This is a genomic window from Streptomyces sp. DvalAA-14, from assembly GCF_900091855.1.
GTDB lineage: Bacteria > Actinomycetota > Actinomycetes > Streptomycetales > Streptomycetaceae > Actinacidiphila.
Genome location: NZ_FMCH01000475.1, coordinates 1 through 17,872, shown reverse-complemented (window position 1 = coordinate 17,872; position 17,872 = coordinate 1). Strand labels below are relative to the sequence as shown.

Here is a 17,872-nt window from a genome sequence, read left to right as displayed (position 1 = left end):
GGCGAGGTGCCGGACACCGTCCCGGAGCCGCCGCTGCCGGAGCCCGTGCTGCTGCTGGTCGACGCCATCGGCCGTCCCGGGGCGGCGGACGACCGGTAGGGCCGCGGAGCGGCATCCGCCACCGGCCGGCGAAAGCGCCCCGCGCGACGGCTGGTCTACGCTGGGCGCACGGCATCGCCAGCCGGCGGCCGCGCGCCGCGATGCGCGGCTCATCGGTGCCGTAGCGTCCGAGCGGTTGCCGCGGAGAAAATGGAGGTCGTCCGGTGATCGACCCCATCGGCCCGGCGGCCGAGGCCGCCGCCGACGCGAAAGCGGCCGCCGATCTGGCAGCGGTGTTCGGCCGTGACCGGGCGGCTGGTGACGCGCTGGTCGAGTGGGCACGGGACGGTGGGCACGGCGGTACCGTCCGGCCGGTCTCGCCGCGATGGCTTCCGTTGGCCGCCAGCGGCACCGATGCCCTGCTGGGCGCGGTCACGGTGACGCCCGGACCCGGTGATGTCGTGGTCAAGGTCTGCCCGCCCGAGCTGCGCCGCGAAGCAACGGCCCACGCGCGGGCCGAACGTACCGCCGCCGGCAAGGTGGCGAAGCAGGCCTTCGCCCCATGGCCGCTGGCCGACGGCCGGCTGCTCACCTTCCAGACCCCGGCCGGCGGCAGCCTGCGCTCCGTGGTCGCGCTCGCGCAGCTGAGGAGCCAGGAGCTCTCCGCGGCCTGCACGTGTGTCGTGACGTGGCTGCTCACCGGGTGGAACCAGGGGATGGAGAACGCGGAGGCGGTGCCCGTCGCCGCGTCCCGGCTGCTGGCCGGGGAACTGGACGCACTGGTCGCAGCGGGCGGCTCGGTCCTGGCCTACGGTGACCGGGTCCGCGCGCCGGGGCCGGACGCCGACTGGATCGAGGTCGACGGCGCCGTGCTGCCGAACCCGCTGGCCATGGTGGCCGGCAGGCCCGGGCTGCCGGATCCCGAAGTCCTTGTCGTGCGGGGTCACGCCCACGGAGATCTGCACCTCGACAACGTCCTCGTCCCACGCCGCAAAGGGCGGCCGCAGCCCGACGCCTTCCAGTTGATCGACCTGACGACATACACCGCGGACGCGCCGCTGGGCCGGGACGTCGCCATGCTGCTGCTGTCGGTCGTCGCGGACTGGTTACGGCAAGGGCTCCCGCCCGGCCAGGAACTCGCCCTGCTGCGCTACCTGGTGGCGCCGAGCGAGGAGGACCGGGATCGGATCGTCCCCGAACTGCTGGAGCTCGTCGACGCGGTACTGGACACCTGCGCCGGCCTCGTCAAGGACGGCTGGCGGGACATCTGGAACAACCAGTTCCTGCTCTGCCTGCAGGCCGCGGCCCTGCGGTTCACGACGTACGACGACTCGGGTGACAAGGGCCGCTGGTGGTACTTCCGGCTGGCGGCCCACGCGGGCGCCGAACTGCTGGAGCGCTACGGTCACCGGCCACCCGCGGCAGGAGTGGCGTTCACGGCGCCGCAGCCGGGCGAACTCGCGACGGCCGACACCGCTGAAGCGGGGGCGCGGGAACTGGACCGGCTGCGGCGGCTCGGCGCCCAGGCGGTGGCGGACGCGGGGCTGCTCATGCCGCCCAACGCCCTTTTCCCGCGGGGCATCACGTTGTCGGAGCTGCACGTACCGCGGGAACTCGAGGCCGTGGTGCTGCGCCGGGTGCCGGAGCGCTGCGCCCAACTCGTCGTCGGCGAACCGGGATACGGCAAGACCACGTTGTTGTGGAGCCTCTACCGAACGCTGGCCGCGCAGGACGGTGTGGAGCCGCTGTTCGTCAAGGCGTCCTTCCTGCTCGACGCCCAGCGCCCCGAACCCCTGCCGTCCACCGCTGTGAAGGTGCCCGATGTCGCCGCGGCCCTTGCCCGGTGCGGCGATGCGGGCACGATCCCGGTGCTGCTGGTGGACACCCTGGACTTGCTGATGCACAGTCCCGACGGGGCAGCGCTGGTCGCGCGGCTCATCGAGACGGCGCGCGGCGCGAAGGCGTCGGTGGTCATGTCCTGCCGGCCGGGCGAGGCCGGGCTGTTGCCCCTCGAGGACGCCGACCCGGGCGAAACAGGGGCCGGCGACGCCTACATGCGCTCCGCGCTGCGCCTGGGTGCGTACAGCGACGGCGAGCGCGCCAAGGCGGTCGCCGGACACAGCGGGGTCTACTGCCGCAGGGCCGTCGACGGGCCCGGTGCGGCGCAGGCTCTGGAGGCCCGCATCATGGGGGCCGTCTACCAGGATCTGCCGCTGCGTGAGGTGTGCGACTCCCCGCTGACCTTGCGGCTGCTGTTCGACGTCTACACCCCCGATCCGCCGGTACGGGACATCGACGTCGCGTCACTGTACGACCGGGTCAGGCGCAGGCGCGTCGAGCAGGACGCGCGGGCCGAGCAGGAAGATCCCCCGGCCGGGTCGCCGGCCGCCCGCGACCTGCGACCGGTCGCCCAGGCGCTGGCCCGCTACATGCTCGCCGCCAACGAACTGGAAATGGACCTGCCCGCCGCCGAGCACCATCTGGAGGAGCTGCTGCCCGACCGGTCCTGGAAGAGTGTGCTCGGGGATCTGCGGGAGCTCGAACGCCGCGGGGTCACCGCCACCATCCCCGGCACCACCCGGGTCCGGTTCTTCCACCAGACCTTCTTCGAGTACATGGCCGCCGACTGGCTGCGTACGAGCGGCCGGGGCGGCGAATTGATCGAGCGCATCCTGGCACATCCGACCGACCTGGTACTGGCCGCGGTGGCCGGCCAGTTGGTGCCCCGGGAGGCACCCGGCAGGGCGGACGAGCTGCTGCTGCCGCTTCTGCGCGACGACCGCACGGAGGCGCTCGGGCTGGAGCTGTACGCGCAGCTCCGCGCCCCGGGACCGGCCGTCGGCCCCGCCCGGGACCGGCTGCGGACGCTGTCCGCCGAGCCGGTCAAGCGCTTCCTTGTGGTCCTCCCCGGCCGCCGGCACCGCGACGCACGGCGCTGGACCGAGGATCTGACGGAGGTCTGGCGGCGCGGCGCCGAGGCGGATCCGGGCGAACGGCCGGTCCGTGTCCAACTCCTGGAGTCCTTGTGCCGTCTGGCACACCACGATCCCAGCGCGGCCCTCCACCTGTCCGACGACCTGGACTGCGTGGGCTGGCTGCTGACCTGGCTGCCGCAGGACCTGCGCGCCCACGACCATCTCTACCTGCGGATCCTGCGCGTCCTGTTCCGGCACGACGTCACCTGGGCCTTGGACCGGATGGAGCGGTTCTGGGCACTGTTCAGTGCCGCCAGGGTGCACGCCGGCCTGGCCGACCTGGTACGGGCGGCGTCCGAGGAGGCAGCCCGCATCGACGACCCGGTGGCAGCGGCCCGGGCGCGCTCGCTGGCGGCTGCCCGGTTCGGGGCTCTGCTGGATAAGCGCGGCAGCGGGCGGGACAAGAAACTCGTACCGCTGGAACACGCATTCGGCAGCCTGTGGGCCAGCACGCTGACCGGGTGCCCGCCGGAGCGGCGCCTGTCCCTGGTACTCGGTGCCGTCTCCGGCGCGACGGACAGCCCGGCGGCCCTGGCCCGGCTCTACGGCGCCGGTGTGCTCGCCGGCACCCTTGAACAAGGACCCGCCGAACAGGTCGTCGAGTCGCTGTTCGCCTTGGCTCTGCCGGGCCCGCAGAGCGCCGCGCTGGACATGGTGGTCGTCCCGGTCATGGCCGGTGCCTACGAGAACGAAGGCCGGGCTGCCGACCCGGATGCTTCACCCTTCGCCAGGTTGCTGGACACCGCCTGCCGGGAGGCGCTGGGCCGGCTGCCCGCACCCGCGTACGAGGACGGCCGCCGGACCCGGCCCGCGTGGTTCCTGGAAGGTGTCGTCCGAGCCCGCCCGCAGGCCGGCCGGCTGCTGGCGCTGCTCCCGGACGATTCCGGGCCGGAGGCATGGCTGAGCGCCGACGGACTCGCCCGGCTGACGGTGGCCGCGGTCGCGGCGGGACATCCCGGGGCGCGACAGGCGCTGCACCGGTGGGCGAATGACGGACCAACGCATGCCGCCACGGAGAAAAGGGTGCAGGGATCGTTCCGCGACGCCTTTTTCGATCACCTCGCGGATCACCCCGAGATGTTGGAGTATTTCGCCGAGGAGGCGGTGCTCACCGAGGAGACCGACTTCCTGGTCGCGGCGCTGGAGGCCGCCGCCGCGTGCGGGCACGTTCTGCCGCCTTCCCACGACGCCGGACTGCGCGGCCTGGCCGACCGATTGGTCAGCGGGGCAGCCGAACGCCGCAGGCAGGGCTACCGGTTGATCCGCGCCATGATCGACCGCACCGGCTGGCCGGCGCCGCGGATCGCGGACGTTGTCGACGAACTGCGCGCCGGGCCCGGGTATCCGCTGCGGATCGCGCTCCTCGAACTGGTCCGCTCGGCGATCATCGCGGACCGCTGGAGCATGGTTGACGCGGGACCGCTGGTCGAGATCCTGTCCGACCTGGCGGACACCCCTCGTTCAGCAGACGCAGCCGGTCCGGCCGCGGAGAAGGCAGAGGACTCGTCCGCCTTCGCCCGCTCCGTCCTGACCGTCGCGCTGTGCCGGCTCTCCGCTGTCGAAGACCCCGCCGGGCGGCGGGCCACCGCCGACCTTCTCGTCCCGCTCGTCGTGCCCGCCACCGCCGACGAGGGCCCGCTGGTGACCGAGGACATTCGTGAACTGGGACGGCTGATCGAAAGGACGGCTCTGGTCGACCCGCCGGACGCCGCCCGTCTGGTGCTGCGGATCTCCCGGGCGCTGCACGCCTACGACCCGCGGGTGCTGAAGCCGAAACGGGAGATCGCCAATCGCTGGGGGGCGCCCCTGCGGACCCTGCTGGAGCGACTCGGTCCGACCGGCCGCAGAGACCTGATGACGGACTTGGTCACCGCCGACGTCGCGATCGCCCGGCGGGCGGTGGAGGTGTTCGCCCAGCTGCTGGAGTCCTCCCTGTCGGATCCGCCCGCGTGGTTCCAGGAACTGGCGCAGCGCCAGGACATCCACTCCGTCCTGCGGCAGTCGGTCGGCAACCGGCTGCGTATCCACGCCCGAACCCGTTGCGGTGGCCCCTGGCCGGAACTGCTGGCCCACGGCGGCGCCGCTGTGCTCCCCTCGGCCGGCAGCGCCGGCGGCTGAGTCCGGAGCCTCCGGCGCGCACCGTGCTCCGCCGGCCGCGGCTCAGCAGGCCATGGCGGCCCAGCTCTGGGAGGGCTCGGTGCGGTTCCAGCCGTCGGAACTGCGGGTGCTGGTCAGGATGTTGAGCTCACCGGTGTGCGGCGGGTCGAGGATGGTGAAGCTCACCGTGACGGGGGCGCCGATCGGGCCGAAGGCACCGGTGGTGCCGGGGATGTAGGTGGGTGCCGGGTCGTTCGGGTCGCTGCCGCGGATCCAGTAGCCCGTCCAGAACGTGTCGTTGGCCACCGTGCTCCAGTCGTACGGCGCGCCGGCCGCCACATTCACCGTCACCAGGTCGTACGGCACCCCGGGGTGGATCAGCATGCCCTTGATGATCGTCGGCCGGGTGACGCCGCAGGTCTGGGCGAACGAGGTCGCCTCGAAGTTGCTCCATACGCTGAAGTCCGGCTGGGGCGCGGGGCTCTGGGTGCAGTTGAGCAGCGGGTCGTCGAAGTGGTCGCTGAAGCTGGTGCCGTCGGCGTAGATCACGTTCGAGGTGTAGACCAGGTCGCTGCCGGTGGCCGGGTACGGGATGTCGAAGGTGAAGAAGACATTGTGCCGGTCGGGGTCGAAGTGGCCCACGACCTTGGTGGGGTTGACGGAGCCGGGCACGCTGTACTCGAGCCAGACCCAGTGGTCCGCCGGGTCGTGCCCGGCCGCTTCCACGCTGACCGTCACGCGGTCGGTCGGTTCGAGCAGGGTGAAGCCCCCCGCGTGCGCGACATCGGTCACGCAGTGCTGGTCACTGGCGGTGGACAGGGGTCCGTCGAGGCCGGCGTGCGCCGGGGCCGCGCCGGCCAGGGCCAGGCCCATGGTGCCCAGCAGCGCCATGGCGCCGGCGGCGAGCCGGGTACGGAGGGTGCGGCGGGTGGCGCCGGGCGTCCGGCGCCCGCGGACGGTGCGCCCGGTCCGGACCGTACGGGTCGTCCGGGCCGTACGGGCCGTCCGGGCTGTTTCCGGCGTACCCGTACCGCTTCGGTCGGCCGCGTGTCTGCGTCTGCTCGGCGAAAAGATCGGTCCTCGTGCCACTGTGCTCTCCCCCTTGGTGCGGCGCCCGCGAGCTCGCGGGAACGTCCTGCCGACCGGGTACACGTGTCCGGAACCGACCGCGGTTCCCGGCGTGCGTCGGGCCGGGTGGACCCGCGGTCCGCGCGTGGTTCAGGACGGGTCGGTCAGGTGGTTGCGGTAGGCGTAGCGCACGGCCTGGGCGCGGTCGTTGACGCCGATCTTCGCGAAGATCCGGTTGATGTGCGTCTTGACGGTGGCCGGGCTGACCACGAGCCGGGCGCAGATCTGGGCGTTGGACAGGCCCTCGGCGATGAGGGTGAGCACTTCGGCCTCGCGCGGGGTCAGGTCGTCGGGCCCCGGACCGCTGGCCCGCTCCCCGGCCTCCTGGGGGCGGGACGCGCCCGCCGGGGCGGTGCCGCCGGGCTGGATGGTGGCCACGAGGCGGGCCTGGACGACCGGGTCGAGCCAGGTGCGGCCGCGGTGCAGGTTGTGGATCGCGGTCTCCACCTGCTCGTCGTCCGCGTCCTTGGTCAGATAGCCGCGCGCGCCGGCCCGCAGCGCGGGGAAGACCGAGTCGTCGTCGGCGTAGGTGGTCAGCACCAGGACCGGCAGGTCCGGGAGCCGTTCGCGCAGGAGCGCGGTCGCCGCGACGCCGTCCAGGACGGGCATGTTCAGGTCCATCAGCACCACGTCGGGGCGCAACCGCTCGGCGAGTTCCACCGCTTCGGACCCGTTGCTGGCCGCGCCGACGACCTCGATGCCGTCCAGCATGCCGATCAGCAGCACCAGTCCGTCGCGTACGACGCGCTGGTCGTCCGCGATCAGGACCCTGATCCTCGTGCCGTCCGGACTCGCCGGTTCGGGCGGCGTCATACCGGCAGCACCATCCGTACCGTCCATCCGCGTTCGGTCGGCCCGGCGCTGGCGTTGCCGCCGACCGCGTTCAGCCGCTCGCGCATGCCGGTCAGGCCCAGGCCCGAGCCGACGGCGAGGGCTGCCGGGGCGGGGCCGGGGCCCTCGCGCAGGTCCTCGACGGTCAAGGTGGTGGCCTGCGGTGCGTAGCAGAGGGTCACGGTGGTACGGGCGCCGCGTGCGTAGCGTGCGACGTTGGTCAGCGCCTCCTGCGCGCCGCGGTACAGCGCCTGGCCCGCGTCGGCGGGCAGCGCGCGCCGGGTCCCGCTGACGATCATGCGGACGTCGAGTTCCATGTCGGTGCGGTAGCGCTCGACCAGCTCGGGCAGGCGCTCCAGGGAGGGCAGCTTGTCCCCGCGCAGCACTCCCACCGCCCGGCGCGCCTCGCCCAGGCCGTCCTTGACCAGTTTCGCGGCCCGGTCCAGCAGCTCGCGCAGGTCCTGGCCGGCCTCCTGGCGCCGGGCCATCAGGCGGGCGGCCTGCACCTGGATGGCCAGTCCGGACAGCGTCTGGGCGAGGACGTCGTGCAGGTCCTGCGCGATGCGGGTGCGCTCGGCCAGCGCCGCGGCCAGCGCCTCCGCCTCCCGGGCGTCCTCCAGCTGGGCGAGGAGCAGCTCCGCGCGGATCTCGTTGTCCCCGGCCTGCCGGATGCTGACGGCCATGAGGGCCAGGACCGCGCAGAACAGCAGCTGGCTGGCCACGTTGACGAAGCCGCCGTCCGTGCCGGCCACGGCGGTGACGACCAGCGCGCCGGTCAGGACGCCGCTGAGCGCGAAGGCCGGCGGCGGGCGCAGGACGAGGAAGGCCGTCATCACCCCCACCGCGGGCGGCAGGGTGGACATGGTGCCGGGTTGCAGGATGCCGAGCGCCAGGCCGAAACCGCCGACCAGCAGGCAGTAGACGACGCAGGGCAGGGGCGCGGTCAGCTGCCACCGGCCCGAGGCGACAACGGCCAGCGGCAGCAGGCAGCCGGCGAGCACCAGGGCGACCGCCAGGTGTACCCCGCTCGCGCCGGGTGCGGGGTGGGAGGTCAGGGACTGGGCGGCGACGGCGGCCAGCACGCCCCACAGCACGGGCAGCAGCCGTCGGGCCCTGCGCTCGCGCCGGTCCCGGGCGTGCGCCAGCGCCGTGGCCACCCGCGGGCTGACCGGGATGGATGGGCCGTCCGCGGCGTCCGTCATGTGCTGAAGGATAGGAGGGTGGAGCGAGGCCGGGCCAACGGGTCCCGTCCCGGGTCCGGCGCTCCGGCTCCGGGACGGTGCGCGCAGCAGTGCACGGACCGGTGCGGGAACCGGTGGGCGGACCGCGCGCCGCCCGCGCGGTCCGGCCGCTCCCACCGGGTCAGGCACGGGCCGGCACGGGGCCGGTCGCGGAGACCTGGTGGGCCCGGACGCGCACCACCGCGAGCCGGCACAGGACCTGGGCCAGGGCCATCAGCAGCAGCCCGGTGGTCCACGCGTCGGAACCGGTGATCAGGTTGTCGCGGCTGAACCGGGCGACGGCGTGCGAGCCGCTGTGCGTGGCCCAGTACTCGAACCCGGTACGCGAGGCCATGCCGACGATCCACAGGCCCGCGGCGAGCACTCCCGCCTTCGCCACCGCGACGCCGTCCGACGCCCGGCTCAGCCGGGTGGCCGCGCCGCAGGCCACGCCCAGTACGGCGCCGGCGACGACACCGATGACGTCGAGCCCTACGTCGTGGCCCTGGGTGGGAAAGGAGGTGAGGTAGTACGCGGCAGCGGCGACCACGGCGACCACCGGAAACAGCGCGTTGTGCAGGGTCTGGCGCGTCCCGCGGATCTGCGGGACGACCAGGAGGACCAGGGCTGCGGAGATGAGGTAATCAGTTGTCGTCACGCCCCTGAGCTTGCCCGGCGCGCCGGCTCGCGGCGTCGGCTCCAGGGTTGACCGCGGGGTTGGCCGCGGCCGTCAACCCGTGGGTTGACCGGCCGCGGGCCGGCCGGTCCGGTCGTGCCGACCGACCGCGTCACTGCGGCAACGCGTCGATCACCCGCTGCCACCGCGGGCTCGTCACGATCGAGGCCAACTGCTTGGCCGACAGGGGCGGGGTCGGCCGGGTGACCGGGGCGTCCTTCTCCTGCGGGGCGTTCCACTCGCTGATCTCGACGACGGCGCCGTTCGGCCTGGGGTAGGAGGCGACCCAGTCCTTGGTGTCCGCCCGGTGGTCGGGGTACTCGTATCCCTTCAGGACCGTCACGTCGCCGCCCCGCGTGTGGATCACGCCGCAGGAGGTCCCGGGCGCCGGGTGCGCCGGGCACTGCTCCGCCTCCTGCATGCCGATGGAGACCTCCACCGCCGCCGGACCGAGGCCGTCGTCGTAGACCACGTGGACGTACGGAATGCCGTCCTCGGTGCCGCGGCTGACCACACCCGAGATCTTGGCCTTGGGCAGCAGCGAGAGGAAGATGCCGGCCACCTGCTGACCGGTGAGTGCGGGCTTGCCGGTCGGGGTGGGGCTGGCGCTGGGGCGGTGGACCGGTGCGGGGGGCGCGGCGACCTGGCTGCGGTGCTGCCCGTGCGCGGTCCCGCCGATCCCGGCGGCCAGTCCGCCGCCGGCTCCGGCCAGGGCGACCACCGCGACGCCGGCCGTGACGACGGCGGTCCGGCGGCGGCGCAGCCTGCGGCCACGGGTGTGCCCACCGGCCACCAGCGGGCGGCCGTCGGGCTGGAAGGCATCGGCGGTGTGGCGCAGGGCCCGGCCGAACTGATCGCCGAAGAGGTCCAGGGGTTCGGAGGAATTGCCGTCGTCGGTCTCGATGGGCATGGAAAACCACCCTCTCGCGGGTCGGTGGGTCATGGTGGGGTAGGTCGGAGGGGACGTCACGTCGCGTGCCGAGCAGGATCCCCGCCGGGGTCGGAAGGCCAGGGGCCGAGGGATCGGAAGGTCAGAGGCAAACGGGCCGGAACGGTCAGGGGCAGGGGCAGAGCGGGGGCGTCACTGTCCGGCAAGATCGCGCAGGGAGCCGCCGAGTTCGGCGCGCAGCCGGCTCAGCGCACGCACCGACCGGGTGCGCACCGCGCCCGCGCTGGTCTGGAGCACCTCGGCGGTCTCCTCGATGCTCCGGTCCTCCCAGTAGCGCAGCACCAGCACCGCCCGGTCCTTCGGGCCCAGTTCGGCCAGGGCCGTGAGCAGCGTGACGCGCAGGAGGGTGTCACCGCCCGCGCCGGCCAGCCGGTCGGGCAGCTCCGCGCTGGGCGACTCCCGGCTGCTGCTGCGCCGCCGATGGGTGAGGAACGCGCGCACCAGCACGGTCTGCGCGTACGCCGCCGGATTGTCGACCTTCGCGATCCGGCCCCACACCACGTACATCCGCCCGAGGGTCTCCTGTACGAGGTCCTCGGCAAGATGGGTGTCACCGCTGGCCAGCAGGCAGGCCGAGCGGAAGAGATGCCCGGCCCGTGCGGCGGAAAACTCCAGATAAGCCTGTGTCTGCGCCGTGCGCACCCGGGCCCCCTCGTCGTCGGCTCCCACTCCTTCGACGCGACGAGGACCGGAAAACGTTACAGCCGGCCCCCTCCCGGCGGCATCGAATGGCGTCGACGCTGGTCAGAGCCGTCTCGCCGCATGAGACACCAATTGGTGTCCATTGACACCCGGTTGGCGTTGCCACCAGGATGTGCCCCATGTTCTCGACGCATCCCGGTGTGGTGTGCCGCTACGTGGACCTGCGGCGCACCTGCAGCGCTCTTTGTTGCTGACCACCCGCCGCGCGCGACCCACCGGCGTCTGACCGCCCCGGGCGGCAGGTGCGTCTGTCCCCTCGCCACCCCATCGGCCCCTCGGGTCCGTCACCGCGCACGCCCGGCCGCGTCCTGCGGTGAGCACGGTGTGCGCGGGATGCGCGGTATGCGCGGTATGCGCGTGGCGCGCGCCGGAGAGCTGTCGCCTGCTCCCCTCCTCCGTGGCCGACGCGGCGCCCCGTCCCGCATTCCCGCGCCCCGCGGACCCGCCCGAACGCACCGCACCGCACCGCACCGCACCGAGGGAGAAGCCATGTCCCGCAAGATCCACCTCGCCCTGCACCCCTACGGTGTCGGCGGCCCGGGCCAGCACGGCCTGTGGAAGGACCCGCGGATCGCGAAGAACGCCAGCATCGACATCAACTACTACATCCGGCAGGCGCAGGCCGCCGAACACGCCCTGTTCGACGCCCTGTTCGTCGTCGACAGCCAGTTCATCAACGCCACTTACCCGGCGCACTACCTCAACCGGCTGGAGCCGCTCACCCTGTTGTCGGCGGTCGCCACCCACACCCGGCACATCGGTCTGGTGGGCACGGCGAGTTCGACGTACAACTCGCCGTTCAACCTGGCCCGCAGGTTCGCCTCGCTCGACCACATCAGCGGCGGCCGCGCCGGATGGAACGTGGTGACCAGCTTCGACAGCGGCGCTTCGAGAAACTTCGGGCTCGACGAGCACCTCGACTACCCGACCCGCTACGGCCGCGCCCTGGAATTCGTCCAGGTGGCGCGCGGCCTGTGGGACTCCTACGAGGACGACGCGTTCCCGGCCGACGTGGAGCGCAATGTCTTCCTCGATCCGACCAAGCTGCACGCCCTCAACCACGTGGGCGAACACCTCAAGGTCGCCGGCCCGCTCAACCTGTCCCGTTCCCCGCAGGGCCAGCCGGTCATCTTCCAGGCCGGCGTCTCCGAGGAGGGCCGCGACCTGGCCGCGCGGGTCGCCGAGGGCATCTACGCCCCGGGCGGGTCACTGCAGCAGGCCCAGGAGTACTACGCCGACATCAAGAAGCGCACCGCGTCCTACGGCCGCGACCCCGAACACATCAAGATCTTCATCCACGGCAGCCCGGTCGTCGCCGCGACCGACGAGGCCGCGCGGCGCCGCGAGCGGGAGATCTTCGAGGAGGACGACGACTTCGACCGCAACCTCGCGCTGCTCGGCCGTTCCTTCGGCGCCTACGACTTCAGCCGCCACGACCTGGACGCGCCCTTCCCGGACGTGGCGCACCTGGCCGAGAAGAGCGGCCGGACCGGCGCGGCGCGGATCATCGCGCGGGCAGCAGCTGAACATCTGACCCTCCGTCAAGTTGCCGACTCGCTCAGGGAGTTTCGCCGCTCGCCGTTCGTCGGTGCGCCGCAGACCGTCGCCGACAGCATCGAGGAGTGGTTCAACGCCCGCACCCTCGACGGCATCAACCTCGCCTTCCGCACCGACGACGACGTGGCGGCCTTCATCGACGGTGTGGTCCCGGTCCTGCAAAAGCGCGGCCTGTTCCGCACCGCGTACGAGGCCGACACCCTGCGCGGCAACCTCGGCCTGCCGGTCCCGCGCAACCAGTTCACCCGCGAACCCCAACTCACCAACGACTGAGGGGACCGTCGTACCCTGGGCCGGACGCGGGGTGCGGAGGAGCCGAGTTGCTGCGGTGCGAGGCGGTGGGCAAGCGGTACGGCAGGGGGCGGTGGATCCTCCGCGACGTCGACATGGACGTCTGCCCCGGCGACGTCCTGGCGGTGGTCGGCGACAACGGTTCGGGCAAGTCGACGCTGCTGAGAATCCTGGCCGGGTCGTCCCGCCCGACATCGGGGACGGTGTCGGGGCGGTCGCCGCACACCGGTTACGTGCCGGACCGCTTCACCGCCGACGACCGGATGTCGGCGCTCTCCTATCTCGGCCACATGGGCCGTATCCGGGGCCTGTCCTCCGCCGCGGCCCACGACCGGGCGAATCTGCTGATCGACCGGCTGGCCCTGGCGGGCGGTCCGGAGGCTCCCTTGCGCACCTTGTCGAAGGGCAACGCGCAGAAGGTGGCGCTCGCCCAGGCGCTGCTCGTCGAGCCGGATCTGCTGGTTCTGGACGAGCCGTGGTCCGGTCTGGACACCGCGGCGCACGCGGTCCTGGGCGACGTCATCGGCGAAGTGGCCGCCAGGGGCGGGGCGGTGGTGTTCACCGACCACCGCGAGTCGGTCACCGAGGCACACGCCACCGGCACGTATCTCATCAGCGACGGGCGGGTGACGTGGCGGGGCGGGCCCGAAGCCGCCGGGGACCCGGTGACGGTCCGGCTCGTGCTGCGCGCCCCGGCGGGCGGGGCGGCGCCGGCCGAACAGGACTGGTACGCGGTGCCGGGTGTGGTGGACGCCGCCCGCCGGGGACCGGAGATCGTGCTGCGGGTGCGGCGGGAGCACTCGGACGCCGTGCTGCTGACGGCGTTGCGGCACCGGTGGTCGGTCGAGCGGCTGGAGCGGATCACCGACGGCCGGCGTGCCTTCGGAGCCGGCGCCAGGAGGGCGGCGGGGTGATCGCGCTGGTCCGCTACCTGGTCACCAGCATGCTGCTGTCCCAGCGCTACCTCGCGTCCCTGCTGCTGTTCGTGGGCCTGCTGGTGGTACTGGTCAGCGACGACTCCGGGCCGCTGGCGTCCAGCTACGGTGCGGCGGCCGGCGCCATGCTGGTGTGTTCCACCTGGCTGACCATCGCGGTGATGGGGCTGGAGGACCACCCGCATCGGGCGGTGCTCACGGTCAGCGCGGGCGGTTCGCTACGGGTGCTGCTCGGCTCCATCGGCGCGGCCCTGCTCTGGTGCCTGCTGCTCGCGGTAGCCGGCCTGTGGCTGCCGCTGCTGCTCGGAACGCACACCCTCGTCCCCGCCGACCTGGTGGTGGGCCTCGAAGCCCAACTCACCTGTGCCTTCACCGGTATCGCCATCGGGCTGCTGTGCTCCCGCCAGGTCGTCCGCCGCCGGGGCCACGCCCTCGCGCTCGCCCTGGTCCTGCTGCTCGGCGTACTGCTGGTGAAGGGCCTGCCGCCGGTCAACGTCCTGCTCACCACGCTGGCGACCTCCTCGGGCTCGGCGGCCGCGCTCGGATCCACCAGTGCGATGCTGGCCGTCTCCGCCGCCGTTCTGGCGGCCGGGGCGGCGGTGACACAGGCCGTATCGGTCCGGAAAGGCTGAGGTCCGCACCCGCGTCACGGATGGCCGCCGGCCCGACGGCTACGTCTGCTGGGCGGCCGACGACGCCGGCGAGAGCCTGCTCGCCGCCGTCGCGGCCCACCTCGCGACGGCGCACTGAGCGCCGTCCCGTCACCGGCCCGGCCGGGTGTGCCGGGCCGGTGACGGCTCAGTCGGCCCCGGCGCCCGCCTGCCCCGCTCCCGGCTAGTCCAGCACGGTCACCAGGCCGCCGCCCTCCAGCGGTTCGCCGCACTGCGCACAGACGACCCGGGTCACCACATCGGCGCCGCACGTGTGCAGGAACCGCGGGGCGGGCGGCGGGTCCTGCAGGTGCCGCATGCCCCACTCGCGCAGGCCGATCAGCACCGGCTCCAGCGCCTGTCCGGCGGCGGTCAGGTGGTAGTCGAAGCGGGGCGGGTTGTCCTGGTAGCGGCGGCGGTCCAGGATGCCCGCGGCCTCCAGGGACCTCAGCCGCTTGGTGAGGATGTCCCGCGGCGCCCCGGTGTTGGCGCGGATGTCGGCATACCGCCGGACGCCCATGAACACCTCGCGCAGGACCAGGAGCGACCAGCGCTCCCCCACGAGGTCGAGGGTCCCGGCGATGGGGCACGCGCGCGGCTGGGTGTCCGTCATGGCACAATCGTAGTCGGTTTGTTTTACGAACCGACATGGCTGACACGAAGCACCCGCGCAGGGCAGGTCCGGAGGCACGCGATGCACCACCCACACACCGGAACCGGCACCCTCCTGGTGACCCTCTTCGTCTTCCCCGGCGTCCGGCTGCTGGATGTGACCGGTCCGATCGAGGTGTTCAGTTCGGCCAACGAGTTCGGCGGCCGCTACCGGCTGAACATCGTGTCCGCCGACGGCACCGAGGTCACGACCGCCGCGGGGACCCGCCTCAGCGTCGACATGCCGGTGGCGGACCTGCGCGAGACCAGTGACGTGCTGGTGATCCCCGGGGGTCCCGACTGGGAGCGGATGATCAAGGACGACGCGCTGCTGGACATCGTGCGGCGGCTCGACGCGAACTCCCGGCGCACCGCCTCCATCTGCACCGGCGCCCTGCTGCTGGCCGCCGCCGGCCTCCTGGACGGCCGGCGCGCCGCCACCCACTGGCGCCAGTCACGGCAGCTCGCCCAGCGTTTCCCCGCCGTCCGGGTCGACCCCGACGCGATCTTCGTCCAGGACGGCAAGATGATGACCTCGGCCGGGGTCAGCGCCGGCATCGACCTGTCCCTGGCTCTGGTGGAGGAGCACTGCGGGGCCGGGGTGGCCCGCGCGGTGGCCAAGGACATGGTGGTCTTCATGCAACGGCCCGGCGGGCAGTCCCAGTTCAGCGTTCGCGCCCGTGTTCCGCACACCCGCCAGGAGATGCTGCGCCGGGCGCTGGACGCCGTCGCGGAAGACCCCGGCGCCGACCACAGCCTGGCCGCCATGGCCCGCCGGGCCGGCATCAGCCCCCGCCACGTGGCCCGGCTCTTCTGCGACGAAGTGGGGACCACACCGGCCCGCTACGTAGAGCAGATCCGGCTGGAAGCGGCGCAGGCGATGCTGGAAACCGGCGACGACCCCATGGCGGTGATCGCCCGCCGTACCGGCTTCGGCTCCCCCGAGTCGCTCCGCAGGGCCTTCGTCCGCAACCTGATGGTCACCCCGGGCGCCTTCCGGGCGCGCTTCCACTCGACCGGCTTCGCGGACACCGATGCCGCCGTGGCGGCGAGGAGCGGTCCACGACCCCAGGGGTGAGGCGGAGCGGCGTACGGCGGGACGGGTCGCGGTGGCGGCCACCACGGCGCCCGCCCCCAGAGGGACGTGGCGAGCCGCGCCACCAGCCACGGACAGGCCCGGGCCGGCGACGGTGGGGACGGGGGCGCTCACGCGGTCCCGGGCCGCCCGGCCGTACCGGCCGCCGCGAGGACGGCGTCCGCGACGCCGTGCGCGGACAGCCCCGCCTCAGCCAGCAGGTCGGCGCGGGTGCCCTGCTCCGGGAAACCGTCGGCCACGCCGAGTACCCGGATGTCGGCCGCGATGCCGGCGTCGTGCAGTTCCTGGGTCAGGACGCTTCCCACGCCGCCCGTGCGCAGCCCGTCCTCGACGGTCACGATCACCGGATGCCGCGCGGCCAGCCGCAGCAGCTCCGCGGGGAGGGGTTTGACCCACCGCGGGTCCACCACCGTGCTCTCCACACCCCGCTCGGCGCACAGCTCGGCCGCTTCGAGCGCGGTCCGCGCCATGACACCCACGCCCACCAGGAGGACTCCGCCGCGTGATTCCCGCAGCACGTCGACGCCGCCGGCCCGGCGCAGCGCGGGGATCTCGGCTCCTACGGCCCCGCGCGGGAAGCGGACAGCGGTCGGCGCGTCGGCGACCTCCAGTGCTTCGCGCAACTCCTCACGGAGGGTGGGGAGATCGCGCGGCGCGGCCATGCGGAGCCCGGGCACGGCCTGGAGCAGCACCAGATCCCACAGGCCGTTGTGGCTGGGCCCGTCGTCCCCGGTGACGCCTGCCCGGTCGATCACGAGCGTCACGCCGAGCCGGTGCAGCGCGAGGTCCATCAGCACCTGATCCAGCGCCCGGTTGAGAAAGGTGCCGTAGAGCGCCACCACGGGATGCAGGCCGCCCATCGCCAGTCCGGCGGCCGAGGCCACCGCGTGCTGCTCGGCGATGCCGACGTCGAAGAACCGGGTCGGACAGTGCCTTGCGAACTCGGCCAGGCCGACCGATCCGGGCATCGCGGCCGTGATGGCGACCACGTCCGGCCGCGTCGGGGCAAGCGCGAGCAGTTCCCGCCCGAAAGCGGCGGACCAGCTGAGTCCGCCGGGGCGCAGCGGAGTGCCGGTGGCCGGGTCGATCGCTCCGACGCCGTGCAGATGGTCCGCTTCGTCCTCCTCCGCGGGCCGGTATCCCAGGCCCTTGCGGGTGACGCAGTGCACGATGACCGGGGACCGGTAGGCCTTGGCGCGTTCCAGTGCCTCTTCCAGGGCGGGGACGTCATGGCCGTCCACCGGCCCGAGGTACTTCAACCCCAAGTCCTCGAAGAGCACTTGGGGCATGAGGGCGTCCTTGAGCCCTTGCTTGGTGGCGTGCAGCGCGCGGTAGACCGTCTGCCCCGGGCCGCCGGCGCCGTCGAGTGCCTGCTTCCCCCAGCCCAGCAGCCGTTCGTAGCCCGCGTGGGTCCGCAGCGCCGCCAGGTGCCGCGCCAGTCCGCCGACGGTGGGCGCGTAGGAGCGGCCGTTGTCGTTCACGACGATCACCACCGGGCGCTCGGGAGCGGCCGCGATGCTGTTGAGGGCCTCCCAGGCCGCCCCGCCGGTCAGGGCGCCGTCGCCGACCACCGCCACGATGTGCCGGCCGGTCTCCCCCGCGAGCTGCCGAGCCTTGGCCATGCCGTCGGCGTAGGACAGCGCCATGGACGCATGCGAATGCTCGATGTGGTCATGGGCGGACTCGGCGCGGCTGGGGTAGCCGGACAGGCCCCCGCGCCGGCGCAGCCGGGTGAAGCCCGCGGCCCGTCCGGTCACGATCTTGTGGACGTAACTCTGGTGGCCGACATCCCACAGCAAGGTGTCGCGCGGGGAGTCGAAGCACCGGTGCAGGGCCAGGGTCAGCTCGACGACCCCCAGGTTCGGGCCGAGATCGGCCGCCGGTCTCCGCGATGTGCCGGACCAGGAAGCCGCGGATCTCCTCGGCCAGCGCGGCGAGCTGCGGATGGCTCAGACCGCGCAGGTCCGCGGGCTCGTTGATGTGTTCCAGCAGGGGCATGTGCTTCCTTGTCATTGCTCCGGCGCCGGCCGAGCCGACGGGTCCGACCGCGGGCGCCGGGCGAAGGCCCGGGCGAG

12 protein-coding genes and 1 pseudogene are annotated in these 17,872 nt (G+C 73.2%); 5 read left to right on the top strand and 8 right to left on the bottom strand.

Going from position 1 to position 17,872, the window contains the following annotated elements:
* The first annotated feature begins 263 nt into the window (after positions 1–263).
* A complete protein-coding gene (locus GA0115240_RS24720; protein WP_093739780.1) occupies positions 264–5,132 on the top strand; it encodes a hypothetical protein in 4,869 nt (1,622 codons plus the stop codon).
* Positions 5,133–5,174: 42 nt separating this feature from the next.
* On the opposite strand, the gene GA0115240_RS24715 is transcribed toward GA0115240_RS24720, so the two are convergent.
* From GA0115240_RS24715 to GA0115240_RS24690, 6 genes are all read right to left on the bottom strand, one after another.
* Positions 5,175–6,200: a hypothetical protein gene (locus GA0115240_RS24715; RefSeq protein WP_141708952.1), complete on the bottom strand. Its 1,026-nt coding sequence runs from the start codon at positions 6,198–6,200 to the stop codon at positions 5,175–5,177.
* 129 nt (positions 6,201–6,329) lie between these two features.
* Complete coding sequence (locus GA0115240_RS24710) at positions 6,330–7,052, bottom strand: response regulator transcription factor (protein ID WP_093739776.1); 723 nt, start codon at positions 7,050–7,052, stop codon at positions 6,330–6,332.
* Positions 7,049–8,272: a sensor histidine kinase gene (locus tag GA0115240_RS24705; protein ID WP_093739774.1), complete on the bottom strand. Its 1,224-nt coding sequence runs from the start codon at positions 8,270–8,272 to the stop codon at positions 7,049–7,051. The genes GA0115240_RS24710 and GA0115240_RS24705 overlap by 4 nt, the downstream gene beginning before the upstream one ends.
* Positions 8,273–8,432: 160 nt before the next feature.
* Positions 8,433–8,948: a hypothetical protein gene (locus tag GA0115240_RS24700; RefSeq protein ID WP_093739772.1), complete on the bottom strand. Its 516-nt coding sequence runs from the start codon at positions 8,946–8,948 to the stop codon at positions 8,433–8,435.
* 130 nt (positions 8,949–9,078) lie between these two features.
* Positions 9,079–9,876, bottom strand: coding sequence for a hypothetical protein (locus GA0115240_RS24695; RefSeq protein ID WP_093739770.1), 798 nt, complete (start codon positions 9,874–9,876; stop codon positions 9,079–9,081).
* 171 nt (positions 9,877–10,047) lie between these two features.
* Entirely contained in the window at positions 10,048–10,584 is a 537-nt protein-coding gene (locus tag GA0115240_RS24690) for a SigE family RNA polymerase sigma factor (RefSeq protein ID WP_370673371.1), read from the bottom strand.
* Between the two features lie 522 nt (positions 10,585–11,106).
* Here GA0115240_RS24690 and GA0115240_RS24685 point away from each other — a divergent pair.
* Genes GA0115240_RS24685 through GA0115240_RS24675 form a run of 3 tightly spaced genes read left to right on the top strand, consistent with a single transcriptional unit; the run spans position 11,107 to position 14,032 of the window.
* Positions 11,107–12,447, top strand: a complete 1,341-nt coding sequence (locus GA0115240_RS24685; protein WP_093739766.1) for an NtaA/DmoA family FMN-dependent monooxygenase — start codon at positions 11,107–11,109, stop codon at positions 12,445–12,447.
* Between the two features lie 50 nt (positions 12,448–12,497).
* Positions 12,498–13,379 carry an ATP-binding cassette domain-containing protein gene (locus tag GA0115240_RS24680; RefSeq protein ID WP_093739806.1) on the top strand — a complete coding sequence of 294 codons (882 nt, stop codon included), beginning with the start codon at positions 12,498–12,500 and terminating at the stop codon, positions 13,377–13,379.
* The gene (locus GA0115240_RS24675) at positions 13,376–14,032 is read left to right on the top strand and encodes a hypothetical protein (protein WP_093739764.1); all 657 of its coding nucleotides are present in this window, start codon (positions 13,376–13,378) and stop codon (positions 14,030–14,032) included. The genes GA0115240_RS24680 and GA0115240_RS24675 overlap by 4 nt, the downstream gene beginning before the upstream one ends.
* Before the next feature lie 202 nt (positions 14,033–14,234).
* Here GA0115240_RS24675 and GA0115240_RS24670 read toward each other — a convergent pair whose 3' ends face one another.
* The gene (locus GA0115240_RS24670; protein WP_093739762.1) at positions 14,235–14,663 is read right to left on the bottom strand and encodes a winged helix-turn-helix transcriptional regulator; all 429 of its coding nucleotides are present in this window, start codon (positions 14,661–14,663) and stop codon (positions 14,235–14,237) included.
* Positions 14,664–14,744: 81 nt separating this feature from the next.
* Here GA0115240_RS24670 and GA0115240_RS24665 point away from each other — a divergent pair, with 81 nt between their 5' ends.
* Positions 14,745–15,779: a GlxA family transcriptional regulator gene (locus GA0115240_RS24665; protein ID WP_093739760.1), complete on the top strand. Its 1,035-nt coding sequence runs from the start codon at positions 14,745–14,747 to the stop codon at positions 15,777–15,779.
* A 128-nt stretch (positions 15,780–15,907) separates the two neighbouring features.
* On the opposite strand, the pseudogene dxs reads toward GA0115240_RS24665, so the two are convergent.
* Positions 15,908–17,795, bottom strand: a pseudogene (gene dxs, locus GA0115240_RS24660) (1-deoxy-D-xylulose-5-phosphate synthase).
* Positions 17,796–17,872: the final 77 nt, after the last annotated feature.